Genomic DNA, 25,171 nt, shown 5'->3' with positions numbered 1-25,171 from the left:
AAAAAGCCGCCGAGAAAATGATCAATGAATATTTTGTGAAAGGAATCACATTGTCATGATTTATTCTTTTTTTCTATACCATTTGTTCATTATTTCTAAACACAGCAGCGCAATGGATTGTAAGCTAGGTTGCTTTGAGAAAGCAGAAAAAACCGGGGAACAGGGATGATCTTTTTTCACCCTGTGTCCCGGATCTGAAAGCAGTGAATAAAGTCAGTGCCTCCTTAATGCCCCAGAGTTTATTCATTTAAATCATTTATTTTTGCAGCAATCCTTCACGCTGCTCAATCTTAACATGCAAGTCCTCTCTCTTTCGCAAAAGCTGCCGGCGTAGATAAGGCAGCACCCAACGGTCTCCCCCAAACCGTCCAGCATTGGCCCCTGCCGCCATAATAAATATAGAAATCAAAATAAGCAGCGGATTTGTAGAAATCGTTCCGGCAAATAAAAAGGACATATTCATCGCTACGCCAAAAAAAGCAGCGGCAGAAGTCAGAATACCAGTAATCAGTCCTAAACCAACAAGAATCTCTCCCCAGGCGACAACGAGACTAAATAGATCGGCATACGGAATCGCCACAGATTCTAAAAACGTTACATAAACAGGATATAAAACTTCCTCCCCCTTCATCACGGGATTCGTTACCGCACTTTCCAAAAAACCTCCCGCATGAAATCCCCCTGTCACCTTGCCAACTCCTGAAGATAGCCAGGCCCAGCCTAAATAGAGGCGTAATATGACCATAATTCCTGCTACTACCTTGTTTTCTCGTAAAAATTGTCCAATCATCAAAATGTCCCCCTCATTCATGTTCACTTAAAATGATATTGTGAATGTTTTCACAATGTTTATAAGGTAAGTATATCGGACTTAGATCAATTTGACTACCATATCTTACACATTTCACACTTTGTTCAATATTTCACAAACTATTGTGTAAAATTTAAGATGGAATAGTTCTTGTGCTGCTGTTACCCTAGGATCGTATCGATTCCTCTAATCAAAAAAACGAGCAGGAACCTGTTTCCCTGCTCGTTTTTCAACCTTTATTATGAATCGGCTGCTTCCGCTTCTTCCCGTTCTCTTTCTGCTTTTTGTACTTTCCGGTACGTCACATAGGATACCCAGATGCTGAATTCATAGAGCAGCAAGAGGGGCACCGTGACCATTAAATGCGAAATGACTTCAGGCGGGGTAATCATCCCGGCGATGACCAGCAGCACAAAATAAGCTAGCTTGCGCACCTGGCTTAACAGCATCGGGGTTATGATCCCCAGTCTCGTTAAAAACATCACGATCACAGGGAGCTGGAATAACACACCGAATGGGAGCGTCACCTGAAAAAGAAACGTAAAGTATTCATTAATCCCATACTGTTCCGTAATACCGAGCCGCTCTGCTAAATTGCTCATGAACTGAACCAGGTAAGGAAACAAAATAAAATAAGCGAAGGCGATTCCCGCTAAAAACAGCAAAAATGCAAGCGGAATATAGGACAATGTCGCCTTCTGTTCATTCTCATGAAGGCCGGGCCGGACAAAAGCCCAAAGCTGATACAGAATAATTGGGAACGTTAAGATTAACGCACTCGCGAATGCGAACGTCATAAAGATCCGGATTGAATCGGTCATTTTAAAGGCGTTCATCGGCAAATCAGCTGCGGTTGGCGTGCTCTGCAAATATGTGATTAAAGGAGTCGCTAAAAAAAAGCCGGCGATAAAAGCCACTGCAAAGAAAGCGAGTGTGATGATTATTCGCCGCCTTAACTCCACAATGTGTTCCATCACCGACATATCTTTTTGTTCCATGGATAAACCCTTCCTGCTTAGGCTTTGTTATTATCTTTCTTTTTATCGTCATCATCATCCGCCAAGCCTTTTGTTGCATGCTTGAATTCACGCAGTGTATTCCCAGCAGCTTTTCCAAGCTCCGGCAGTTTTTTCGGACCAAAAATCAACAATGCAACAAGCGCAATAATCGCAATACTTCCTGCTCCTAATCCCATAGGTAGCACCTCCTTGTCCTTTTAGCATACTCAGCAACAGCTTCGCTGAGGAACTTCGCTTGCAGTCATACTCCCGGTGGGCCGTCAAGCCGCTCCGTTCGCCACCCGTTTGCTTTTCGGAATACTCCCGGTCGGAGTATTCCTATTATACGGGATAATGCTTTAGAAAATAAACTAACGCCTGTAATTCGACGGACAGGTCAATGTGATGGACGCGGACTTCTTCGGGCACGTCCAGACGGGCCGGTGTGAAATTAAGGATTCCCTTAATTCCTGATTGCACGAGCTGATCGGCAATCTTTTGCGCAGCGAGAGCCGGGACTGTCAAAATGGCGACCGTCACCTCCGGATCAATCAGCTCAGTCAGCTGTTCAAGATGATAGATCGTCACTCCACCAATGTCCTTGCCGACCTTTTCCTGATCAACATCAAACGCCATCACAATTTCAGTATTATTATTTTTAGAAAAATTGTAGTTCAAAAAGGCTGTCCCAAGGTTGCCGACACCGACAAGAATCACTTTCGTCAATTCATCCTGGTCAAGTGTCTTACGAAAAAAAGAAAGCAAATAATTGACATTATAGCCATAGCCTTTTTTCCCAAGTGCTCCAAAATAGGAAAAGTCGCGACGAATGGTCGCTGAATCTACTTTCACTGCCTCACTCAATTCTGTTGACGATACTCTCTGTTTTCCTGAGGCCTGGAGATTCTCCAAAAACCGATAGTACAAAGGCAGCCGCTTTGCAGTTGCTTGGGGAATCTTCGTTTGCTCACTTTTCATCAGCGCCTCCCTCCTACCTGCGAGGACATGGTCCTCATTTTTTCATTGTACACCATTTCACACAGTTTGTAAGTGGTTTCGTTTCATGTTCAATAAGTTGTTGAAAGATTAATTCTGCGATACACTCACAGTATACAGCTTTTTTGAAAACACGTCGTATCTTGCCAGAAGATAGAAAGGGAAAATCATGATTGTTTTACAGTGCATCAATCTTTCAAAATCATTCGGTGCAGAGCCTATTTTATCAAATATTAAACTAGATATCCAAACTGGAGAACGTCTTGCCCTCGTCGGACGTAATGGAGCCGGCAAATCAACCTTGCTGAAAATCATTGCCGGACAGCTTTCCTATGATGAGGGCGAGCTGATGCTCCCTAAAGGGATGGAGCTTGGCTACCTCGCCCAGGACACTGGACTCGAATCCAACCTGTCGATCTGGGATGAAATGCTGACTGTCTTTGAGCCTTTGCGCCAAATGGAACAACAGCTGCGCACGCTGGAAGCGCAAATGTCCGACCCTGATTTACTGCAAAACGCCACGCGCTATGAAAAGCTGCTGCGGGAATACGATGAAAAGCAGCTCGCTTTCAAGGATAAAGGCGGCTATCAATATGAAGCCGACATCCGGACCGTGCTTGCCGGGATGAACTTTGCCGACTTCGAATACAGCACGAAAATTGCCACGCTGAGCGGCGGGCAAAAGACGCGGCTTGCTTTAGCAAAGCTGCTTCTGACAAAGCCGGACCTGCTCATTCTTGATGAACCGACCAACCATCTCGACATTTCCACCTTAACCTGGCTTGAGCATTATTTGCTCGGCTATAAAGGAGCGATTTTGATCGTCTCCCATGACCGTTATTTTCTCGATAAAATCGTCACAAAGGTCGTTGAGATTTCCAGAACGAAATCAACCAAATACTACGGAAATTACAGTGATTACCTCGAGGAGAAGGCAAAGCGCTACGAGCTTGAAGTAAAGCAATATGACAAGCAGCAGGAGCAAATTGCCAAGCTCGAGGACTTCATTCAAAAAAATATCGTTCGCGCCTCGACGACAAAGCGGGCACAAAGCCGGCGCAAGCAGCTTGAGAAAATGGAGCGGCTCGACCGGCCTCAAGGTTCCGAGAAATCCGCTTCCTTTTCTTTTGAGATTGACAGACAAAGCGGAAATGAAGTGCTGCGGGCAACCGGCCTTCATGCAGCCTACGGCGAGCACTCGATTTTCCGCAATCTTGATTTGGCGATCGACCGCGGCGAAAGCGTCGCCCTGATCGGTCCAAATGGAGCCGGCAAATCGACGCTATTAAAAGCGTTAATGAAGGCAATCCCGCTTCAGGACGGAACGATCCGCCTCGGCAGCAACGTAACGATTGGCTATTACGATCAGGAGCAGGCGAATCTCCAATCGAACAAGCTTGTGCTGCAGGAGCTGTGGGATGACTATCCGTTATTACCTGAAAAGGAAATCCGGACCGTGCTCGGCAACTTTCTATTCAGTGGGGATGATGTGCTCAAGCCAGTGTCGGCGTTAAGCGGCGGCGAAAAGGCGCGCCTTGCCTTGGCGAAGCTAATGATGCAAAAAGCCAATTTCCTGATTCTTGATGAGCCGACGAACCATCTCGATCTCGACGCAAAAGAAATGCTGGAAGCGGCCTTGATTGATTATCCTGGCACCTTGCTTTTCGTCTCACATGACCGTTACTTCCTCAACCGGATTGCGACAAGAATGGCCGAGCTTGAGAATGGTCAAATCACGAATTATCTTGGTGATTACGACTACTATGTAACGAAAAAAGCGGAAATGCAACAGCGCGAGCAATTGGAACAGGAGGAAGCCGGGAACCCGACCCAACCAGAGGAACAGTCCGACAAACGGAATTATGAGGCGGACAAGGAAGCGAAAAAACTGGAACGCCAGCGTGCACGCCGAATTGAAGAGCTCGAGCAGCTTATTGAACAGGCGGAAACGGAGCTTGCCAAATGTGAAGAAGCGCTTTGTGATCCCGAGATTTACTCCAATCACGAGGAGGCTCTGGCTCTCCAGCAAAAAATCGATCAGCTTCATCCAACTATCGAGAGATACATGGAAGAATGGGAGCAGCTGCAGGAATAAAGCACTTCGTCCTACAAAGGGCTGGACAAAAGGTAAAAACAACCTTTTGTCCAGCCCTTGCTGTCTCAGTCTTTTTTAGTGCGCTGCCTGAAGGGCGATGATGCGCTCGGGATAGTTTGTCGTAACCCGCAGCTCGTCGTGAAAGCTTGCAAGCTTGTTCAGCGTGTCCTCATCATCCACTGTCCAGACGCCGATCTTGATCCCCGCCTGAATTAGCTCATTAATCAATGATTCCGTTATATAGGCGTAATGCATCGAAATAAAGCTTGCTCCTGTATAGCGCGCCTGCTCAACTAAAAGAGTCGGCCGGCCAAGGTAAACGAGCCCTGTTTCAATCGCCGCATCAGCGTCTTTAACCGTCTTCACACTAATGTGGTCAAACGAAATGACGGTAACCTGACGCTCGAGCTGATAGGACTGGATCAGCTTCACAACGGCTTCCTCCAATCCTGGATAATGGTCTGCGGTTTGCTTGAGCTCGATCACGAGACGACTCGTCCGGCCTTTGAACATTTGAAATACCTGCTCTAAAGAAGGAATCTTCTCCGCCATGAATTCCTGGCCGAACCAGCTGCCGGCAGTAAGCTGCTGCAGCTCGAAGAACGTATAATCGCGGACGGCGCCTCTGCCATTCGTTGTCCGCTCTAATGTATGATCATGAATGACGACCGGAATGCCATCCTTCGACAGGTGGACATCCAGCTCCACTTCGGTAATGAACGGCTCGTCCAATGCCAGCCGAAAAGCGGCCAGCGTATTTTCAGGCGCTTGTCCGGACCAGCCCCGGTGTGCAATTATTTTCATCCTATCGTCACCTTCCTGCTTTTATTTTACTCCTGTATACACAAACGCCCGGATAATTTGACGTTGAGCGAAGAAAAAGACAATCAAAATCGGCAGAACCAAAATCATGTTGCCGGCCATTAAAATATGCCAGGCGACACCGCCTTCGACCTGCAGCAATTTCGTAACACCAATAGGCAATGTCCGCGAAGCGTCGGACGTCGTCATGACGAGCGGCCAGAAATAATCATTCCAATGAGTAATAAAACTGAACAAACCGAACGTAATTAATACAGGCTTGGCCATCGGTACCATAATTTTGATAATGATCTTCCATTCACTCGCCTCATCAAGCCTGGCCGCTTCAATCAGCTCCTCTGGCACCTGCTTAAAGGATTGCCGCAGCAGAAAAATACCGAAGGCGCTTGAAGCAAACGGAAGAATCAGCGCCCAGAGCGTATCAAGCAGGCCCCATGCACTCATTTGCAAGTAAACTGGTAAAAAGATCAGCTGCGCCGGAATCATCAACGTAATCATCGTCAAACCGAAGAAAAAAGTATCCCCTTTAAACCGGTAGCGCGCAAAGGCGTATGCCGCCGGGATGATCGTACAAAACTGCAGGATAAGAATCCCGACAGACACGAGGATGCTGTTGACGAAAAACCGCAGAAACGGACCCGAGTTCCACGCCTTTTCAAAATTGCTCCAATGAAAATCCGCAGGAATCCATTTCGGCGGGAAAATGATCGTCTCGCCCAGTGATTTAAGCGAGGTCGACATCATCCAAACAAACGGCATCGCAAAGATGATCACGATGCAAATCAGGCTAATCGCGCGCAGCAGCTTGAGGGCAACTACTTTGTACTTCATAAGCATCTCCTTTCTTAGCGGTAGTGAACGCGTTTGGCAAGCAGGCGGAAGTATATAATCGTCAATAGGCTGACGACAATCAGCAGAATGACACCAGCCGCGGATGCATAGCCGATCTTAAAGAAACGGAAACCATTTTCATAGATGTAGTAGACGAAGGTGTTCGTTGAATTGATCGGCCCTCCCTGCGTCATAATCGAAATCGTATCAAAGATTTGAAAGGAGCCAATCATACTGATCACAGCCAAAAAGAACAGCGTCGGCGACAGCATTGGCAGCGTAATTTTCGTAAATGTTCTCCACGGACTCGCCTCGTCCAAAGATGCGGCCTCGTACATGTCTTTTGGAATGCTTTGCAGGCCGGCGATAAAGACAAGTGTATTAAAACCGACCCCTTTCCAGACGGCGACAATGACTAAGGAGTACAACGCGGTGTCCGGGTGGGTGAGCCATTGCACCTTATCAATCCCGAACAGTCCAAGAAACCAGTTAAGCAGACCGTAATCAACATCCATCATCCACATCCACAGCATCGAAATCGAGACTAGCGAAATAATATGCGGACTGAAAATCGCTCCTTGGACAAAGCTGTAGATGACCCCCTGCTTATTGAGCCAAAGCGCTAAAAACAGCGAGATGGTCAGCGTAAAGAAAACGGTCAGAAACGTATAGACTGCCGAATTGCGCATCACTTCGATAAATTCCCGTTCGGCCAGCAGCGATTTGAAGTTTTCCAATCCAACGAAGTCCTTCGTCGGACTGACGAAATTCCAATCAAAGGCACTTAAGTAAATCATGTAGAAGATGGGATAAATAAAAAACAGGCAGAAAATGATCACCGCCGGCGCAATCATCATGTAAGGGCGCAGCACCATCCAATTCACGTAACTAAACCCCCTCCAGCACAAGCGGCTTTTGTCCAATTGAGACATGGCGCATCCGCATTCCGTCTTTATCAAAGAAATAGAGCTTCTCCAGCGGGATCGCGAGGTGAATCATTGTCGCTTCCTCGACATTCGTTTGAAACTGCTTCACCCGGCAAAAACCGGCTGCCGTTTTCACCTTGTAAATAATCTCGGCGCCCAACGTTTCCCGCGTCACGATCTCTCCCGGAATAACGAGCTGGTTATCATGATGGGACGAACCGCTTAGCCGTACGACCTCGGGTCTGAAACCAACATAGCCCGCCTTAAGATTGACATCCGGAAGATACATCCTGACCTGTTGATACGGAACGACATTCATCGCCGGCGTGCCGATGAACTCAGCCGTAAACGTATTATTCGGATCGCGGTACATTTTCATCGGGCTGTCGATCTGCTGGACCTCTCCTTTATTTAATAGAATAATTTCATCCCCCATTGACATTGCTTCCACTTGGTCATGCGTCACATAAACAAATGTCGTGCCGAGCCGTTTATGCAGCTCGATCAGCTCCGTCCGCATCTGGTTGCGCAGCTTCGCATCAAGATTGGATAACGGTTCATCCAATATAAACACCTGCGGCTTTTTGACCATTGCCCGCGCCAGGGCGACGCGCTGGCGCTGTCCGCCGGATAAATGCTGCGGCTTCTTCTTTAAATACTCCGTCAGACCGACAATTTCGGCAATTTCATTGATCAGCTTTTTCCGCTCGGCTTTCGGCACTTTTTTATTAATCAGGCCAAACTCAATGTTTTCTTTCACTGTCATCGTTGGGTATAAGGCGTAATTTTGAAACACCATCGCGATATTGCGCTTTCCAGGCGGCACTTCATTGACGCAGCGATCACCGATCCAAATGTCGCCACTTGTTTGCTTTTCCAGTCCGGCAATCATTCGCAGCGTTGTCGATTTGCCACAGCCAGAAGGTCCAACCAGCACGGTGAAGGAGCCGTCTTTGATCGTTACGTTTACATCTTTAACGACCTGTGTCTCATCAAAGGCCTTTGTGACATTCTTCAAGACGATTTTTGCCATTTTGTAGGTCCCCTTTCTCGTTCAATTCGTTGTTACCCTGTGATCTGAATCGTTCTCGCAGTAAGTACTTCGGCTAACTGGTCAACCGTTTTTACAGTAACATCCGGTTCCATCCATAACCCATGATGCGTATAGCGCGTAATCAGGCACGTCTTTCCTCCGACCGCTTTAACAGGGTACAGGTCATTCCACGGATTGTCGCCAATTGAGAGAATATGTTCAGGCTTGTAGCCCTCTTCCAGTAAATGTTTCACATAGGCGCTCATTCCAAGCGGTTTTTTCGCGTCATACATGTATTCATCAAACAACCCGCCGATGTTCAAATAGTTGACAAACTCTTCGCCGGAAGGGGACGGTGTATTCGTCATAAACACTTTTCTTTCCACCTCCAGCTTTTCAATCGCGGCAAATAACGGCTCGCAGCGTTCAATCGAAAACGGCGATTGCAGCATTTCCTTCCTTACTTGATTAAAAGCCGCCACGCACTTCTCTTGAGCAATTTGATGCTTTTCAATATAGAAATTCGCCACACACCACGGATCACCGAGATAGGCAAGCTGCTCGCTTTCCAAATTAACAAGGTCGGGCGTAACCGTTTGCTCCTCTCCCTCCCAGGAAAAAGCTTTTGCGATCCTCTCTTCCTTATAGAGAAAAACAATTTTCTTCTCCCGATCGAGGAAATGTCCTAATTGAATCGGGTGCTCGCCTGCTAAAATCTGATACGCCTCGTTGACCGTCTGGTGAACCTCTCTCTCGGACAGTTTGTCTTTTAATAAATAGGTGATATAACGCTCCAAGAAGGAATATTCCTGATAAAGGGTTCCATCTAAATCAAAAATCGCCACTTTACTCGTTTGAAACGGGTGCATTCATCCGACCTCCATTCTTATGCTGAAAAAGGGGCTGCAACACTTCGCAACCCCGCTTTGACCTTCATGTTCAGGGCATTACTGCAATAACTGATTAGCCTTTTCCGCCGCGGTATTCAACGCGTCTTCGGGACTACTATCCTCATTAATGAGCGAGCGTGTAATTTCATCTTGCAGAATCTTTGAGATTTCCGGGTATTGATCGAGCATTGGACGCGGTCTCGCATACTCAAGCTGCTCGACAGCGACCTCATATTGTGGAAACTCCTGATACAGGCTTTGCATCACATCGCTTTCAACGGCGGATAAACGGCTAGGCAGATACCCAGTATACTCACTTGCATAAACCGTCTGTTCCGTCGCGGTCATCCATTTAATAAATTCCCACGCTGCTTCCTGCTTTTCCTCATCCAGCCCGGCAGTCATGACTAAGTTACAACCACCTGTCGGCACTCCGTACGTCTCATTGGCCGGCATGAAGGTTGTATTCAACTCAAAGCCCTGCTCATCGGCCATCGTCAGCCAGTAGGAAAGGTCGGCCGTCGAACTGAAGGTCATGGCCGCACGCCCATTCGCAAAATCCTGCTTTGCCGTGTCCCCGGCTTCATCCCCTGTCGGAATTTTAATAATCCCTTCATCGTTCATCCTTTTCCAAAATTCAACCGGCGCGACTCCTGCTTCACTGTTAAAGGCGACAGACTGCTCATCGTCGGCAATCATTTGGCCTCCGCTTTGCGCGACATAGGCCTCATAGAACCAAATGTTTACAGGCAACGTCATCCCAACCCGCTCGCCTTCAACTGTCAAAGCTCTCGCATACTCTTCAAATTCTTCCCATGTTTTTGGACCAGATGGATCAAGCCCGGCTTCTTCAAGCAGGGTCGCATTCAAATAAAGAATTGGCGTACTGCGTAAGTACGGCAGTGCATATAAGCGTTCATTAACGTAGGAATTCCCCATTAGACCTGGGATAAAGTCATCCATATCAATATCATCGCGCTCGATAAATGGCGTTAAGTCTTCCGTCATTCCTGAGTTGGCAAAAATCGCCACGGAGGCAATTTCATTTTGCGTCACTTCCGGCGCATTCCCGGCAGCAAACGCCGCTTGTGTTTTCGCGTGCAAATCATCATAGGAGCCTTGATATTCAGCTGTGACGTGGATGCGATCCTGCGACTCGTTAAACATCTTAACTAGATTCTCGTTATTTTCACCGATTTTATCTCCCCAGGCGTACCAGTATGTGATTTCAATTTTGTCTCCCTCTCCGCCCTGAGCCCCCTCATCTCCACTAGCCGAAGCATCGGAGGCCGTATCATCGGCCGATTGACAAGCAGCTAACACAAGCATCACCATTACTGAAACGAGCAACATCGACAATCTGGTTTTCATTTGATCCATCTCCTTTTATTTGCTTTTATTTTCCTCTTCCTTGCCTTAGACTCTAAAAAAAGAGACCTCGCTCCAATAGACAGAATGAAAGAATCATTCATCTCTATTCGGCAAGGTCTCTCTGCTCATCGCACCAACTATTCTATTTACTTGTTAGGGTCATCATAGCTTTCAAATATTAAGAGAACATGAAAGAAAGATAAAGCTTTTATGAATAAGCGACCGCCCCGGCCAGGTCCGCTTTCCACACATCCCGATTAGAGGTCGAAACAGCCAACGCCCCATGGGCGAGAGCCGCCTCGGCATGCTCCTTTTCCGTCAGCAGCCCGCCGGTAATAATCGGGACATCCTTTGTAAAGGTTTTAATCTCCGCGAGGATTTCAGGAATCCGGGCCGGCATAATTTCAATAATGTCAGGCTTGTTTCTCTCAAGCTGCACGGGAAGGTTGACGAGAATCTCGGAGTCAATCATAAAGATTCGTTGCACCGTCAAAAGCTGACGCTTCTTAGCAGAAGCGATCAAACTCGGCTTTGTTGTGACGATGCCTGTTGGTCTGACATAGTTGGCGATAAAATCAAGCCCGTCGCTATCATTGCTTAATCCTTTGATCTTCTCGATATGGACGAATGTCGGCAGGCCGGCTTCAATTAGCACCTCGACATAATGCTTAATCACATTTATGTTGCCTGTTAAGAGAAAGACGCTGCCGATTTGCTCACGCAGCTTCAATACAAGATCAATATGCTTCGGCGTTTTCACCGCGGCGATTTTCTTCGTCTCTGCTATGCGCGTAAAGATATCCTTTGTCCCGTTCATTCCTTTTCCCCTTTCTTGAAGCTTTAAAAAGGTTTAGCTTACATCAACAACCGGCAAGAGCGACACCCGGCATTCACGATCAATCGCTTCTCCCCGTACATCGGTTTGATGGGTGAAGTGATTCATATGCTTGTAGACAACAGGAGCGGCTTCCGCCATGACAAGATCCTCTACATCCACCGCCGAGACAATGATTTCTTCCGGCGTAAGCTCAATCAGACGCAGCGCATGCTGATCAAGACAAGCCGACACTTGGACAAAGGTCCAATTTTCCTTTTTCACAATCGAATCAATATGGGTGTGACCATTGAAATACATTCCGATTCCGCGCTTTTTCTCCAAAATCGACCAGACATCGATCTCCGGATGAATCGACCCTTTTTCATGATCAGAGCGCTTCGTCGTTTGATAAACCGGATGATGGGCAAAGACAAGTAGCGGCTTCGTCCCCGATTCAGCGACAACCTCTTCTAACCAATCAAGCTGCTCTTCGTCCAGCCAGCCGCCCCAATCTTCATAATCCATTTCTTTCGCCGTATCAAGAAAAGCGAGGACAGCTTCATCGGTCTCAATCGTGTGATAGCGCTTTTGACCCGAAATCGTCAGCACCGCTTCCCGCGTTTGCGCATATAGATCATGATTTCCTAGAACGTGAATGAAGTTTTTTTGATGATGGTTAATCAGACGATAAATATCCTCCAATTCACTTGAGTGGCCGTAATTGGTCAAATCACCAAGTGAAAGATACAAATCCGCCTCAACTTGAAGAAAGTGATCGATAAACCTTTTGTAAAAGACTTCCCGTGCTTCAGCCAACCCGTCAATAGCTGCATCAATGTCCGGATAGTGCAAATCCCCGATAAGTGCCAGTTTCACTTTCATTCTCCTCTCTTCGTTTCAATCATCATGGAACATCGGCTTGTCCAACAATCCAAAATCTGTCGGTGGTTTTTTCGTTTTTTGAACGGCTTCTCTTTCAAAAAAATGAAAAAACCTCTCCTACTGTCCTTCGCAGACAGTAAGCAAGGTTTCTCCTATTCTCTACCTTAATGGTCTTTGTTTATTTACTTCTTACGTTCACTATACGGTTACATTGTTAAGTGATTATTAAGGGAATGTTTAGTTTCCTTATAAAAAGCTGTTATCCTTTCCAGCTTCCGGCTCTTTTGCAGATTTAACCAGCCAGAAGTAATAGCTCGATACAACACAGAACATCGAAGTAGCCGCCGCCACGACGCCGGAATCATTAAAAAGCAGCAAAGAGAACGAAGCGACGACTCCGGCCTGCATAAAAAGCTGCATATCAGCTCTTTTTAACTGACGCCGCTTTCTCCACAGCACAATCGCCCCGAGCAAATAGCTTGTTACTAACAGCTGTGTCCAATTGGAATGCTTAAACAGCTTGAAGTTCATTGCCAGCTTCCTCTGGATCAAGTCGATAATGAACCTTACATCCCCCTGTAAAAGCCTCTCAAAGGCCGAGCCAATATGAGTCCGTTCACCCGTTAGCTGCAGAATAAACAAGAGCAGGACGCCACCGACCAGCACAGCGAGCGTCATTATCGCAAACCTCCCCGCTGACAAACGCGATTGACAGAGCCGAGATAGCAGGAAAGCGAATGTAATCATCGCTGATAAAGTCGCCCCGGCATTCGTCCCCAGCGTGCTTTTTCCGAGCACGAGAATCACCACGATCGCCAGCACTCCCGCCCCGGTAAGCGCCAGCCATTTGCGGGGATAAGATAATAACGGCATCAACACCATTAAAGCAACGATCAGATAAACCCCGGCAAACTCATTTCCCATGCCGTAATAGCGCGCACCAATGATGGGATCATAGCCTAAATACGAGCGCTGCATAAACGGAGAGCCGAGTGCAACATCGCACGTCAGCAGCAAAAAGGTGACAAGACCCGTCCAGAAAATCGGAATTCTTGTTTGATCCACGAGATATCCACATGTAATCGAACTAATAATTAACAGGATGATAAAGCCCCACACCCCTGTATACGGTGTCAGCCGGGCCAACGCCAAAAACCAAAACGGCGACCAGAGCATCGAAAGGAGCAGGAGACGGATTAGCTTGCGGTACATCTGTTTCGATCCTTCTGTGATGAAGCTGAACCCTCCCGCTGTAATCAGGGCGATAACGAGAAAGGAAATATAGGTTGATAACACATTGGCGCGACTTTTATAAATAAGGACCATTTCATCGACAGCCTTGGAAATATTTCCGCCGTCGCTTCGCTCCTGGCGGATGATCTCTCCGGTAAGATGCACTTCACCGCTTGATAGGCCGAAAGAGTCAAGCAGCGTCGGGATGACATCAAGACTGCTAACCAAATACGGCTGCTTCGTCGTCGCCGACGTAAGCATCTCCCCCTTCTTCTCTCCCCAATAAAACACCGGGGCCAGCTGCTGTTTCTCGCGATAAGCGTCCTCATTCATCATCGGTGCCAATAGCCAGATTTCCTCCGCATAGCCGCTCTCATTCAGCTCCTGTAAAAAGCTGCTTAACCGCTGTAATTGCTGCTGGCGTTTATCCGCAAAAAGCTGCTCCTCGATAAAAGGTTTCTGCTCATAGAGCCGGTGTAAGTCGCCCCATTCAATTACGCTTAATTGCCGCCGGTCTTTTGCTTCCGCCAACTGCTCCATAAGAAAAGACGGATTCATCTCAACACCGGACGGCGCCTGTGGATTAGCGCGCACAGCTTCGAGTAAGCTTCCCTCACCTTCCCCTTGTTGATTCATAATGAGCAAGGAACCGTAACGCAGCTGTTCAACAGTCGTATCGCTATGACCAAAAACCCGCCGTTCAACCCCAGCATCTTCAAGCATTTGCCCTAATAAACCGGTCGTCACAGCCGTGTTCTTTTTCTTAAGTTGTGGATAATAAGGGTGAAACAGATTTCCACCTGCCGTCCGCCAACCGACCTGGGACATCCACTGAGCAACATCCATCTCCTGAAAGCTTTCGCCAAGCTGGTAGCTGTTCCATCCTTTAACGCCGACTGTTCGCACTCCTAAACTTAACGTCATCATATTATTCAAATAAGAATAAGGGCCGTCAGGGCGGATATTCATCGCCCCCATCGCCGCCTTGTCCCAAATAGATGAGTCATCCTGCTCAAGAAACCAGCCTGCTTCATGAAAGGAAAGGCCGGGTACAATCATGACAACGACCTGCTTCGCTTCTGATTCTGCCGCCCACGTATCCACAGGGCAAATCAAGAAGATGACGCATAGCCATCCAATAAGCGATTTTTTCGACATTGTCCTTCCTCATTTCGACCTAATTTTCTGACATATCCACATTACCCACAAACTTATTCACATAAAAAACAGCGTATTTCCTACTATCCTTTTATTTATCCACATTATGAACAGCTTTATCCACATTTTAATTAACCACAGCTCATCCTTCGATTTTATCGTTTTTTCAGAGCTTATCCCCATTACTCACAATGATGTGGATAAATACTGTGCACAACTCGGCCGCAGTCCCTTTTTCCCACTTTACTAGCATAAAAAAACCATTTAAGGATAGCCTTTACACCCTTAAATGGTTTTAAACAAATATTTATCGCTACATTAATGATAAACCTGGGTTTCCGTTTAGTTCATAGCCTGAGAAACGCTGCTGCTTCCATCTTATACTGGCCGCCGCGCCTATCATCGCCGCATTGTCGGTGCACAGCTCGAGCGGGGGGATGATCAGCTCAACCGACGAGGAAAATTCTTTCTCCAATGCAGCACGCAATCCTTTGTTGGCCGCTACCCCTCCTGCCAACAGAAGCTGCTTAACCTCCAGCTCCTCAACCGCCCGCTTTGTCTTGCCGACGAGCACATCAATCACGCTTTGCTGGAAGCTTGCGGCGACGTCCTCGACTTTTACCTCTTCACCGCGCTGCCTGTAATTGTGAAGCGTATTAATGACAGCCGATTTCAGCCCGCTGAAGCTGAAATCGTAGGAATCACTCTCAAGCCAGGCACGCGGAAAGGAAATCGTCGCTTCTCCCGCAGCCGCCAGCCGATCAATATGCGGCCCGCCCGGATAAGGCAAGCCCAATGTTCTTGCCACTTTATCATACGCTTCGCCAACCGCGTCATCCCGGGTTTGGCCAATAATCGTAAAGCTTCCTTCCTTTTCCATGTAAACAAGCTCGGTATGGCCGCCCGAGACAACGAGCGCAAGCAATGGATACGTTAACGGCCGCACAAGCTGATTCGCGTAAATATGTCCGGCGATATGATGAACGCCGATTAAAGGAAGCCCCCGAGCAAAGGCAATCGCTTTTGCCGCGTTCACACCGATTAACAGCGCTCCGACAAGCCCCGGCCCCTCCGTCACCGCCACTGCATCAAGGTCGGAAAAGCTCACCTGCGCTTCCTTCATTGCCTGCTCGACGATCAGTGTAATCTGTTCAACATGATGACGTGACGCCACTTCCGGCACGACGCCGCCAAAACGTTTATGGCTCTCAATTTGCGAGGAGACAATGTTACTAACAATGTCTGTCCCTCCTTTGATCACAGCGGCCGATGTTTCATCACAGCTCGTCTCGATTGCAAGGATCAATTCTTCCGTTTTCATATTAGCTTCACCCACATGACTAATGCGTCTTCCAAGTTATCCGCATAATAATTTTTTCGAATTCCGCCTGGCTCAAACCCTAGCTTCCGATAAAGATTTTGCGCCACTTCATTCGATACCCTAACCTCCAGTGATAAGGTCGCCGCTCCCAGTTGTTTCGCGAAAGCCATCGCAAAACTGAGCAGCTTTTCACCTCTCTTTTGCCCGCGAAAGCGCGAATGGATGGCGATGTTTGTAATCTGAGCTTCGTCCATCACCACCCAAAGCCCGCAATACCCAATGACACGCTCTTCATATTCATACACAAGATAATGAGCAAATTGATTGGACGTTAATTCATTATGAAAAACAGCCGGATCCCACGGAACGGAAAAAGCGTCCCGCTCCACGTCCATTACGTCCTTAATATCGTCCTCTGTCATAAAGCGAATGAGTTCCCTTTCTTGTTCAATCATGCTTTTGGATCCTTTTCCATCTGGGCTTTCTGCCATTTCGCTTCCGCCTCCGCCAGCTGCAAATAATCAGGAACGAGCGCATGAGGGGACGACTCTCCTTGAAGATGGCGGCCTAATCTCGCAAGCTCAGCCGGCCGCGGTAATTGAGCAGTTCCCGGCACAAAACAGGCCCGTTCCCCTAAGCGTTCGACGATTGTCTCTTTGTGCAACGCCACATCCTGACCGATGAACAGCACATCCTGCTCCTGCTTACTCAACCATTCCAGCCAATCTGTCAGCATCAGGAGACGATCTTCTCCCCGCGGTCTGACTTCCACCCCTTCCGCTATGTAGCTCCCGGTATAAACCTGACCGCGCCGCGCATCCATCAGAGGAACGATTACACCGTGAAAGAAACGCCCCGCTTGGGCCAGCACCGCCAAACTGGATACGCCAACGACCGGAATGCCGAGCGACCACGCCATCGTTTTCGCTGTCGTGACACCGATTCTCACCCCGGTATACGAACCTGGTCCCTTGGCGACGATGATTTTCTCAAGCTCACGGGGAGAAATCTCCGCTTCTTTCATCATCTGCTCAATCGCCGGCATTAAACGAAGCGAATGATTTTTTTTCAGATTCGTCGTCAGCTCGGCAACCGTTCGTTCATCATCCGTCAGCGCCACTCCCATAATAAAGGAAGATGTATCAATTGCTAATTGTTTACTCATTCCAGCCACTCCTTACCGAGCTGCTGCTCTCGCTCTCCTGACGCTGTTACCGTCAACTTTCGGCTCGTCTCATCCAGATGATAGATCGCAATACTGAGATGATTCTCTGGCAACTGCTCTTCAATCCTTGTCGGCCACTCAACCACCGAAACGCCTTCACCATAAAAATATTCCTCTAAGCCGAGCTCCTCCGCTTCGTCCTCCATTCGGTACACATCCATATGATAGAGCGGTAACCGCCCTTGATATTCTTTAATGATGGTAAAGGTCGGACTATTTACGACTCCCTTTACGCCAAGACCTTTGGCCAGCCCTTTTGTAAAGCTCGTTTTTCCGGCTCCTAAATCTCCTGCCAGCGTAATGACATCACCTGCCGCCACCAGCTGACCTAGCCGCTCCGCCAATCCCGCGGTTTCATCAGGACTGCGGGTCACCACTGTCCATTCCTGCATCTTCTTCACCTGCGCTTTTAAAAATGATTATAGCCTTGCTTCTCCAGTTTTTTCAGCTGACCGTTGTGCCTTAAAAAAACACCCGGCTCTCCTTCTTCGATATGTCCCACTTCAAAAAAAGAGAGCTGCCTGGCCGAAAAACGTTCCTTTAATTCCTTTACATCAGCGGGCGCTGCTGCTCCGAGCAGAACATAATCCTCCCCGCCATACAGCGCCCAGTCAAGCCGTTGTTGAAAGGAATGCTCGTCCATGCCAGGATGAAACGGAAGGGAATCAGCGCCAATGACAATCGACACACCACTCGCTTCTGCTATTTCATACGCTTCACTAGCGACCCCATCACTAATATCATTTAACGCCACTCGTCCGGCAAATCCCGCGAACAGACCAGCTTGCTCGACATGAGGAGAAGGCTCCTGATGAGCTTTCACCAATGCCAGCTCCTTCTCCGAAAAACTCCCCGTTCTGCCCCTTTTCAGCAACAGTTCCAGCCCGGCTGCTGAAGATCCGACATAGCCTGTCAGAAACACAAGATCTCCCGCCCGTGCATCATGACGATACTTGGCCTTTGTGCGCTCCACCTGACCAATTACTGTGATCGTCAGCACAAGCGCCGCAGGAGTAGAAACCGTATCACCGCCGATTAAATCCATTCTATATTCCGCTGCCAGTTCCTCCATGCCCTGATAAATCTCACGCAGTTCTTTTTCATTCCATGATTCAGGAACCGCTATCGATACAAGATAAAAGGCCGGCGTCGCCCCCATTGCAGCGAGATCGCTAATATTGCTGGCGAGTCCTTTTACACCAATCTGATAAGGGGAGAGCGTATCACGCCGAAAATGGACCCCCTCGACGAGAGTATCTACACAGACAACCTGGTCCGCCTGCCCTGAAGTTTTGTACACAGCGGCATCATCACCGATCCCTTTGATTAAAGAAGGCTGCTGAGCCTGACTCGGCATAATACTGTTGATGAAAGCAAATTCATCCATCTTTACGACTCTCCTTTATCCAGGCTAGAACTTTTCAAAATTTATGAACCTCATCTCTCTTCTAGTTTATCCGATTTCATGCGAAATGCCTATTTCCTGTCCGAACATAAGAAAAAAACCGAAACAATCCGCTTCGGTTTTTGGTATTGCGGGGGACGGATTTGAACCGCCGACCTTCGGGTTATGAGCCCGACGAGCTACCAGACTGCTCCACCCCGCGTCGTTAAAAAGTTATTGAATGATGCTTTTACATAGAAGATTAGAACTCTCCTCTTCCCGATTATTCAAGGAAGCTTTCATGCGTCGAGCTTACTTATTCTCTCAACTGCATTATGTAACATGTATGACCTTAATGAAAGTATGGCCAACTTGTTCATCTTTTATGCAGAACAGCCCGGCAACGTCCTACTCTCACAGGGGGAAGCCCCCAACTACCATCGGCGCTGAAGAGCTTAACGACCGTGTTCGGCATGGGAACGGGTGTGACCTCTTCGCTATCGCCACCGGACTGTCTCTGACACAAGATCCATAATACCATATTGAGCTTATCACTTCAAGCTTTTTATCAACAAAAAGATTTATTCACAAAATGTACAAAAAACTTGATAATGATAGCGCTTACATGTTATGATATAAACAAGAAAATTCACAAAACATTCACTTTTACAAAAAGGGGGAGAACAGTATGCTAAAAAAAATGATGAATCCATTTCGGGTGATGTTACTTACACCGGTTGGTCTGTTACTCGCTGTGTTAGTTCTTCCAGTCCTCATCGCTACAGATGATGTACCACTTCTGCAGCAGTTCTTTGAATATTTACATCAATACGACTAATGGTCTCTAAATATGAATGGGGTGATCATCAGGGAAAACATCCCTTTTGACCACCCCATTTTCCTACCTGTTTACTCAATTTCCTTCCTTAGAGGAAGCCTTACAAATCATTCAGAAAAAGGGAAATCATTTCCGCGGCTTCAGCCCGTGAGCTATTCGCTTTCGGCTGAAACTCTTCTTCCGTCGCTTTCATCCAACCCAGATCAACAGCATATTGAGCAGCGGCCTTCGCATAACCACTAATCTGCTCATCATCCATAAATTCAACTTCGCTTGTTTCTACTGTTTCTTCATTTATATAGTGAAAAGCTCTAGTAAAAATGACTGCCATTTGTTCTCTTGTAATAAACTCCTCCGGCGCAAATAGATGATCGGCTGTTCCATTCACGATCCCGGCTTCATAAGCGGCTTGGATAAGCGACGCATTTTCTCCATGAACGTCAGTAAACGTTCCTGATTGATCACTTGGCTCCAGCCCAAGCCCGCGACTCACCATTACGACCAGGTCTTCTCTTGTCAAAGTCGCCGCTGGGCGAAATTCTCCGGCATCAATTACTTCCCTTTCCAACAATTCCATAATATATGAATAAGCCTCATGTTCCTGATCAACATCAGGAATTGGTGTCGGCTCCCCAAGTTGTTCTTGAATCTCATACACTGCCACCGTACCTGAGATTTCATGGGTCGCCGATAGGAGTGGATATCCGGTCGGACTATCTGCTGCGTCAATAAAAACAAGGCCTTCCGGCGAGACATCTCCGCCAACATCTACAGTAAAGTCCCGGCTGGAAATCATCGTCACAAATTCGGAAGCTTCCGGATCTGTCACATCATAGACCATAATTGCTCCAAAACGCTCTAAGGCGGTAAAAGCATAGATGGAATCGCCAATCTGCCCGGTCACAACAGTTTCCGGCTCAGGACCTTTTGCATCGCTCCGCCCATCAAACTGCAACTTATCATTCGTCGTGTTAAAATGTTCAGGCATAGCTTCTGCCATTATCTGTTCAAATTCAGCCCCACTGTCATAGACCAGTTCCATCGTATCGGCGTTAAAAATGGAAAAGCTTCGCCCACCAAAAGAGTAGAGAGCTTCATAAATACCTTGATCATTTTTTCCATTCTCCGCTGTAACGAGTGTATCCTCCATGCTTTCAAGTAGTCCTGCTTCAACGAGTTCATCAAGCTCTTCTTGTGAATATCCTTGATAATGCTCTGCATTTAACTCAATTTGATCAAGTATCTCGCCGATTTTCACTTCTTCGGAATAGGCATCATAGTCACGGGCGTCCCCTTCATTCGGAGTCACAATATAGGTTTGGCCATTCACGCTAAAAGTATCAATCGCATCCGGCATCCGCCAGCCAAGTAACGGCAGGTTTTCAATATTGATTTCGCCATCCTCTTTCCCGTCCAGTTCATTACCAGGAATCGAATGATCCTTTTCCCCTAATCCTTTAACTGCTGTTACTTTCTCCGCTTGTAAATCAATAATCGCCACAGCGTTATTTTCCTGCAAAGCTACATAAGCCGTGCTGCTGTCCTCACTGACAACAATGTATTCAGGTTCGATTTGTTGTTCTACACTGCCTTTTGAGGAAACACGTACGTTTTCATCAAACAGCTTTTCATCAAACAGAAGCGTATTCACGTTTAATGAACTCTCGGCTGCTACCCCGGCTGTCAGATCAATGATCGAAACTGATCCTTCCGGGTCGACACTATAATCATCGTTGGGCTCTCCTTCATTTGCGACAAGCGCTTTCGTACCATCCGGCGAAAACGTCACCATATCCGGCAGTGCTCCGACTTGAACATGGGTAAGATAATCGCCTGATTTCGTTAAAAATACAATATAGCCTGGATCTGTCTTCGGATTACTGACAACTGCCAAAGCAATGAGATCCTCACTCGGGTGTGAAGCTACACTTGTAATATCCTCCACCTGCTCAAGACCGAAATCAGCTACATGAATACGGCGGATTGATTCTATTTGGCGAAACTCTCCGGAAGTTAGCACGGCAAACGACAAAATATCCAACCCTGCTTCCGCCCCGTTTGTCACAAAAGCTTTTTGACTTGCAGCATCGTAGGCAAGAATCTCCGTCCCGCCTTCTCCCGCTCGACTGTCGTACTGGGCGAGCTGTGACACGTGAAGTCCTGTTTGACCATATTGAACAAATGGTGGTGCTTCCGCCAGTACATGATAAGGCTGAACTGAGAATAAAAGTGTTCCTGCTAATGTGAGTCCTGTTAAAAGTTTTTTCAATGTTTTCTTTCCTTTCTTTCCTTATATTTCAGTTTTTATCATACTGAACGAATGTAAAGGAAAGATTAAGCTATGCTAATGTTTGTCTAAAGATTGAGCACAAAAGGACCGCGCCAAAAGGTTGGTTGTTTTACCTCTTGACACAGCCCCTAATGCTAACTAGTTTTGTCCCTCTCTCATTTCGACTGAGCTAAAGTGATCGCGCGCTGAAAAGCTTCAATAATATCACGTTCATCTTCTATTCCGACCGAAATACGAACAAGTTGTTCTCCAATCCCCAGCTCCTGTCTTAATTTCTCTGGAATCGTTCGATGCGAAGTCCGGATTGGATACGAGACCGTCGTTTCAACGCCCGCCAAAGTCGGTGCAATTTTTACCCATCCAAGCGACTTGAAAAAGGTCTCGACGTTAACGGTTTGCTTAAGATCTATACTTACCATCGCCCCGTTCCCTTTCTCGGAAACATCCTTTGGATAATAAACACGGGAAACGCCTTCGTTTTCCTCCATCGCGGCAGCCAAAGCAGCCGCATTTGCACTCTGCCGTTCCATGCGAATGCTTAACGTCTTTAATCCTCTGCATGCCAGCCAAGCTTCAAATGGCGTTAAATTACTTCCAAACGTAACAATTTTTGCTCTGGCTGCATCGATTAATGACTGCTCTCCAGCCAATACACCCGCTGTCACATCACTGTGACCCCCGATGTATTTTGTCGCACTATGCACAACGAGATCAGCGCCCAGCTTGATCGGCTGTAGCAAATACGGCGTTGCGAATGTATTATCAATGATCGTCTTTATCTTTTTCGCTTTCGCCAGTTGAATGACCTCTGCCAGCTGCTCTACGCGAAGGAGCGGATTCGTGATCGACTCGGTATAGAGCAAAACGGTTTTTTCAGTGATCGCGTCTTTTACGTCATCCAAATTTTTAAAGGAAACGAAGCTTACTTCAATATCAAAGTTCGCCAGCTCTTGGGCAAAGAGAGTATACGTCCCACCGTACAAATCATCTGAAGCGATAATGTGATCTCCCTGTTTCGCGATAGCAAGAATCCCTGCCAAAATGACCGCCATTCCGGAAGCCGCCGCAACCCCATCATCGGCTTCTTCTAATAAAGCAACTCCTTTTCCAAGATCATCAGTATTAGGGTTACTGTAGCGAGTATATAAATACTCCTTCTCCCCTTCATAAAAGCTTTCCATATCATCGAGATCGGTGAATACGAAAGCTGAGGTCTGATAGATCGGCTTTGCCTTACTCATATTTCGCGCTTTCTCTTTTTTTTGAAAATGAACCGTTCTCGTATTAAAATGTGACTCTTTCATCTTCCCCACTCCTTATCGCTTTTATCTCATTACCATAAATCCGGTCATAAACAAACAAATCGATCCGAAAATCGACAACCCCATATAAAGAAACAGATGCAGCCATCGTCTTTGCTGATACAATTGAACAGCCTCTACACTAAAAGTCGAAAAAGTCGTAAATGCACCGAAATAACCGAGGGCCAGAAAAAGAAATAACGGCTCTTCATAAGCTTGAGGAATTTGTTGAAAATAAGCTCCATAAAAAAAACCCAGCCCAAATGAACCTAGAACATTTACAATCAACATTGCCAAAGGGAAAGGTTGAGAGACAAGCTTTTTCATAATGTAAAGTCCCAAGACATAGCGGGACACCGCCCCTGCTGCTCCTCCCGCGCTGGCAAACAGTAACGCAAAGTTCAATTCAGCTTCACCTCTCTTCCCCTTTTAGCTGCCAACTTTTGGCCAAGTAAAAGGCCGGCTAACGCACTCATCACGCCTCCAAAGACTGACAGCAGCAAGTAGAGAAAAGCAGGCAACCATTGTGCCTCTAACAGCAAAGCCGTACTGTCGGCAGCAAGGGTCGACATCGTCGTGAAGCCCCCGCATATCCCAACTCCGAGGCCAACTCTCAGCCATTCGCGGCGCTGCCGGGACAAAAACCAGCCAGTCAACGCCCCCAATGCAAAACTGCCTGTTATATTTTCAATTAATGTTCCCATTGGAAAACTGCTTGTCAGTAAATATAAATTGACATAATAGCGAAGCAAAGTGCCAATGGCTCCCCCTGCCGCAACTGCCCCAATATTTTTCATCACAGAGATCTTCATCCTATCCCCACCCTTGCGAATAGTACGATTTTAACGTATGAAAGGATCAAGTGACAAGTCTTTTTGCCATCCCCTCCATTTAGGAGCGTACTTTATCGCCTGGCAACCAGAGAGCAACACGATTTCCTTCGCACTTACTCATGCAGCTCCATCAACTTTTTCATTTCCTCATACACAAAAAAAGCACAATCCGCTTGGATTGTACTTTATCGCCCGGCAACGTCCTACTCTCACAGGGGGAAGCCCCCAACTACCATCGGCGCTGAAGAGCTTAACGACCGTGTTCGGCATGGGAACGGGTGTGACCTCTTCGCTATCGCCACCGGACTTTTGATCTTCAGATTACCTTGTTAGGTTCTCTTTGATCAATCTATATCGGGGAAAATCGCAATGGCTCCGTACGCTACTCGTCTAGAGTGGAGAACCCCACTCCTCTCTAGACTTTGAAAAACTTGTAGCGACTCCGCACATTGCTGCGTCCATGTCCCGAAAAGGCAGGGACATGGACTTGATTCTTTCAAAACTAGATCATGATTGTGCAAGTGCCAAGAATTGCTTGGATAAGTCCTCGACCGATTAGTATCTGTCAGCTCCACGTGTCGCCACGCTTCCACACCAGACCTATCAACCTCATCATCTCTAAGGGGTCTTACTGGATTACCTCCATGGGAAATCTCATCTTGAGGGGGGCTTCATGCTTAGATGCTTTCAGCACTTATCCCGTCCACACGTAGCTACCCAGCTATGCTCCTGGCGGAACAACTGGTACACCAGCGGTGTGTCCATCCCGGTCCTCTCGTACTAAGGACAGCTCCTCTCAAATTTCCTGCGCCCGCGACGGATAGGGACCGAACTGTCTCACGACGTTCTGAACCCAGCTCGCGTACCGCTTTAATGGGCGAACAGCCCAACCCTTGGGACCTACTTCAGCCCCAGGATGCGATGAGCCGACATCGAGGTGCCAAACCTCCCCGTCGATGTGGACTCTTGGGGGAGATAAGCCTGTTATCCCCAGGGTAGCTTTTATCCGTTGAGCGATGGCCCTTCCATGCGGAACCACCGGATCACTAAGCCCGACTTTCGTCCCTGCTCGACTTGTAGGTCTCGCAGTCAAGCTCCCTTATGCCTTTGCACTCT

The 25,171-nt window shown here is 47.4% G+C and carries 24 protein-coding genes, 1 tRNA gene and 3 rRNA genes; 2 read left to right on the top strand and 26 right to left on the bottom strand.

Features of this window, described 5'->3' with window-relative positions:
- Window positions 1-256: 256 nt before the first annotated feature.
- The 4 genes from ABMB67_RS12485 to ABMB67_RS12470 form a co-directional block, all read right to left on the bottom strand.
- Window positions 257-790, bottom strand: coding sequence for a DoxX family protein (locus ABMB67_RS12485; protein WP_354572262.1), 534 nt, complete (start codon window positions 788-790; stop codon window positions 257-259).
- Window positions 791-1,050: 260 nt separating this feature from the next.
- Window positions 1,051-1,809 carry a twin-arginine translocase subunit TatC gene (tatC, locus tag ABMB67_RS12480; RefSeq protein WP_251224531.1) on the bottom strand — a complete coding sequence of 253 codons (759 nt, stop codon included), beginning with the start codon at window positions 1,807-1,809 and terminating at the stop codon, window positions 1,051-1,053.
- Between the two features lie 17 nt (window positions 1,810-1,826).
- The gene (locus ABMB67_RS12475; RefSeq protein ID WP_251224530.1) at window positions 1,827-2,006 is read right to left on the bottom strand and encodes a twin-arginine translocase TatA/TatE family subunit; all 180 of its coding nucleotides are present in this window, start codon (window positions 2,004-2,006) and stop codon (window positions 1,827-1,829) included.
- A gap of 145 nt (window positions 2,007-2,151) precedes the next feature.
- Window positions 2,152-2,787 (bottom strand): redox-sensing transcriptional repressor Rex, encoded by a 636-nt coding sequence (locus ABMB67_RS12470; protein WP_251224529.1) that lies wholly within the window; start codon window positions 2,785-2,787, stop codon window positions 2,152-2,154.
- A 187-nt stretch (window positions 2,788-2,974) separates the two neighbouring features.
- On the opposite strand from ABMB67_RS12470, the gene ABMB67_RS12465 reads away from it, so the two are divergent.
- Window positions 2,975-4,900: an ABC-F family ATP-binding cassette domain-containing protein gene (locus tag ABMB67_RS12465; RefSeq protein WP_354572261.1), complete on the top strand. Its 1,926-nt coding sequence runs from the start codon at window positions 2,975-2,977 to the stop codon at window positions 4,898-4,900.
- 75 nt (window positions 4,901-4,975) lie between these two features.
- Here the strand turns inward: ABMB67_RS12465 and ABMB67_RS12460 are convergent, their stop codons facing one another.
- From ABMB67_RS12460 to rrf (ABMB67_RS12385), 16 genes are all read right to left on the bottom strand, one after another.
- The gene (locus ABMB67_RS12460) at window positions 4,976-5,704 is read right to left on the bottom strand and encodes a glycerophosphodiester phosphodiesterase (RefSeq protein ID WP_354572260.1); all 729 of its coding nucleotides are present in this window, start codon (window positions 5,702-5,704) and stop codon (window positions 4,976-4,978) included.
- Window positions 5,705-5,725: 21 nt separating this feature from the next.
- Window positions 5,726-6,553 (bottom strand): carbohydrate ABC transporter permease, encoded by an 828-nt coding sequence (locus tag ABMB67_RS12455; RefSeq protein ID WP_251224526.1) that lies wholly within the window; start codon window positions 6,551-6,553, stop codon window positions 5,726-5,728.
- Between the two features lie 14 nt (window positions 6,554-6,567).
- Window positions 6,568-7,428 (bottom strand): carbohydrate ABC transporter permease, encoded by an 861-nt coding sequence (locus tag ABMB67_RS12450; protein WP_251224555.1) that lies wholly within the window; start codon window positions 7,426-7,428, stop codon window positions 6,568-6,570.
- Window positions 7,429-7,441: 13 nt separating this feature from the next.
- Entirely contained in the window at window positions 7,442-8,512 is a 1,071-nt protein-coding gene (locus tag ABMB67_RS12445; RefSeq protein WP_354572259.1) for an ABC transporter ATP-binding protein, read from the bottom strand.
- Window positions 8,513-8,544: 32 nt separating this feature from the next.
- Complete coding sequence (locus ABMB67_RS12440; RefSeq protein WP_354572258.1) at window positions 8,545-9,381, bottom strand: HAD family hydrolase; 837 nt, start codon at window positions 9,379-9,381, stop codon at window positions 8,545-8,547.
- A 78-nt stretch (window positions 9,382-9,459) separates the two neighbouring features.
- Entirely contained in the window at window positions 9,460-10,773 is a 1,314-nt protein-coding gene (locus ABMB67_RS12435; RefSeq protein ID WP_354572257.1) for an ABC transporter substrate-binding protein, read from the bottom strand.
- A 208-nt stretch (window positions 10,774-10,981) separates the two neighbouring features.
- Window positions 10,982-11,590, bottom strand: coding sequence for a glycerol-3-phosphate responsive antiterminator (locus tag ABMB67_RS12430; protein ID WP_251193792.1), 609 nt, complete (start codon window positions 11,588-11,590; stop codon window positions 10,982-10,984).
- Between the two features lie 33 nt (window positions 11,591-11,623).
- Window positions 11,624-12,466 (bottom strand): metallophosphoesterase family protein, encoded by an 843-nt coding sequence (locus ABMB67_RS12425; protein WP_354572256.1) that lies wholly within the window; start codon window positions 12,464-12,466, stop codon window positions 11,624-11,626.
- Window positions 12,467-12,718: 252 nt separating this feature from the next.
- Window positions 12,719-14,863: a hypothetical protein gene (locus tag ABMB67_RS12420; RefSeq protein WP_354572255.1), complete on the bottom strand. Its 2,145-nt coding sequence runs from the start codon at window positions 14,861-14,863 to the stop codon at window positions 12,719-12,721.
- Window positions 14,864-15,176: 313 nt separating this feature from the next.
- On the bottom strand, window positions 15,177-16,184 hold the full coding sequence (tsaD, locus tag ABMB67_RS12415) for a tRNA (adenosine(37)-N6)-threonylcarbamoyltransferase complex transferase subunit TsaD (protein ID WP_354572254.1): 1,008 nt from the start codon (window positions 16,182-16,184) through the stop codon (window positions 15,177-15,179).
- Window positions 16,181-16,639 carry a ribosomal protein S18-alanine N-acetyltransferase gene (rimI, locus tag ABMB67_RS12410; RefSeq protein ID WP_251224519.1) on the bottom strand — a complete coding sequence of 153 codons (459 nt, stop codon included), beginning with the start codon at window positions 16,637-16,639 and terminating at the stop codon, window positions 16,181-16,183. Before rimI ends, tsaD begins: the two co-directional genes overlap by 4 nt.
- Window positions 16,636-17,349, bottom strand: a complete 714-nt coding sequence (tsaB, locus tag ABMB67_RS12405; protein WP_251224518.1) for a tRNA (adenosine(37)-N6)-threonylcarbamoyltransferase complex dimerization subunit type 1 TsaB — start codon at window positions 17,347-17,349, stop codon at window positions 16,636-16,638. The genes rimI and tsaB overlap by 4 nt, the downstream gene beginning before the upstream one ends.
- Entirely contained in the window at window positions 17,346-17,801 is a 456-nt protein-coding gene (gene tsaE / locus ABMB67_RS12400; RefSeq protein WP_251224517.1) for a tRNA (adenosine(37)-N6)-threonylcarbamoyltransferase complex ATPase subunit type 1 TsaE, read from the bottom strand. The genes tsaB and tsaE overlap by 4 nt, the downstream gene beginning before the upstream one ends.
- Before the next feature lie 17 nt (window positions 17,802-17,818).
- Window positions 17,819-18,796, bottom strand: a complete 978-nt coding sequence (gene thiL / locus ABMB67_RS12395; RefSeq protein WP_354572253.1) for a thiamine-phosphate kinase — start codon at window positions 18,794-18,796, stop codon at window positions 17,819-17,821.
- 146 nt (window positions 18,797-18,942) lie between these two features.
- Window positions 18,943-19,016, bottom strand: a tRNA-Met gene (locus ABMB67_RS12390).
- A 172-nt stretch (window positions 19,017-19,188) separates the two neighbouring features.
- Window positions 19,189-19,304 (bottom strand): 5S ribosomal RNA (gene rrf / locus ABMB67_RS12385).
- Between the two features lie 177 nt (window positions 19,305-19,481).
- Between rrf (ABMB67_RS12385) and ABMB67_RS12380 the strand changes: the two genes are divergently transcribed.
- Window positions 19,482-19,631: a hypothetical protein gene (locus tag ABMB67_RS12380; protein ID WP_251224515.1), complete on the top strand. Its 150-nt coding sequence runs from the start codon at window positions 19,482-19,484 to the stop codon at window positions 19,629-19,631.
- A gap of 100 nt (window positions 19,632-19,731) precedes the next feature.
- Here ABMB67_RS12380 and ABMB67_RS12375 read toward each other — a convergent pair whose 3' ends face one another.
- The 6 genes from ABMB67_RS12375 to ABMB67_RS12350 form a co-directional block, all read right to left on the bottom strand.
- Entirely contained in the window at window positions 19,732-21,900 is a 2,169-nt protein-coding gene (locus ABMB67_RS12375) for a choice-of-anchor I family protein (RefSeq protein ID WP_354572252.1), read from the bottom strand.
- A gap of 176 nt (window positions 21,901-22,076) precedes the next feature.
- On the bottom strand, window positions 22,077-23,225 hold the full coding sequence (locus tag ABMB67_RS12370) for a trans-sulfuration enzyme family protein (protein WP_251224513.1): 1,149 nt from the start codon (window positions 23,223-23,225) through the stop codon (window positions 22,077-22,079).
- A 21-nt stretch (window positions 23,226-23,246) separates the two neighbouring features.
- On the bottom strand, window positions 23,247-23,627 hold the full coding sequence (gene crcB, locus ABMB67_RS12365; RefSeq protein WP_251224512.1) for a fluoride efflux transporter CrcB: 381 nt from the start codon (window positions 23,625-23,627) through the stop codon (window positions 23,247-23,249).
- Complete coding sequence (locus ABMB67_RS12360; protein WP_251224511.1) at window positions 23,624-24,034, bottom strand: fluoride efflux transporter FluC; 411 nt, start codon at window positions 24,032-24,034, stop codon at window positions 23,624-23,626. Before ABMB67_RS12360 ends, crcB begins: the two co-directional genes overlap by 4 nt.
- A gap of 211 nt (window positions 24,035-24,245) precedes the next feature.
- Window positions 24,246-24,361 (bottom strand): 5S ribosomal RNA (gene rrf / locus ABMB67_RS12355).
- 229 nt (window positions 24,362-24,590) lie between these two features.
- A 23S ribosomal RNA gene (locus tag ABMB67_RS12350) occupies window positions 24,591-25,171 on the bottom strand; the annotation flags it as partial.

Origin of the sequence: Halalkalibacter oceani, assembly GCF_040544555.1 — a bacterium.
GTDB lineage: Bacteria > Bacillota > Bacilli > Bacillales > Bacillaceae_D > Halalkalibacter > Halalkalibacter oceani.
This window is presented reverse-complemented; position numbering and strand designations above follow the sequence as displayed.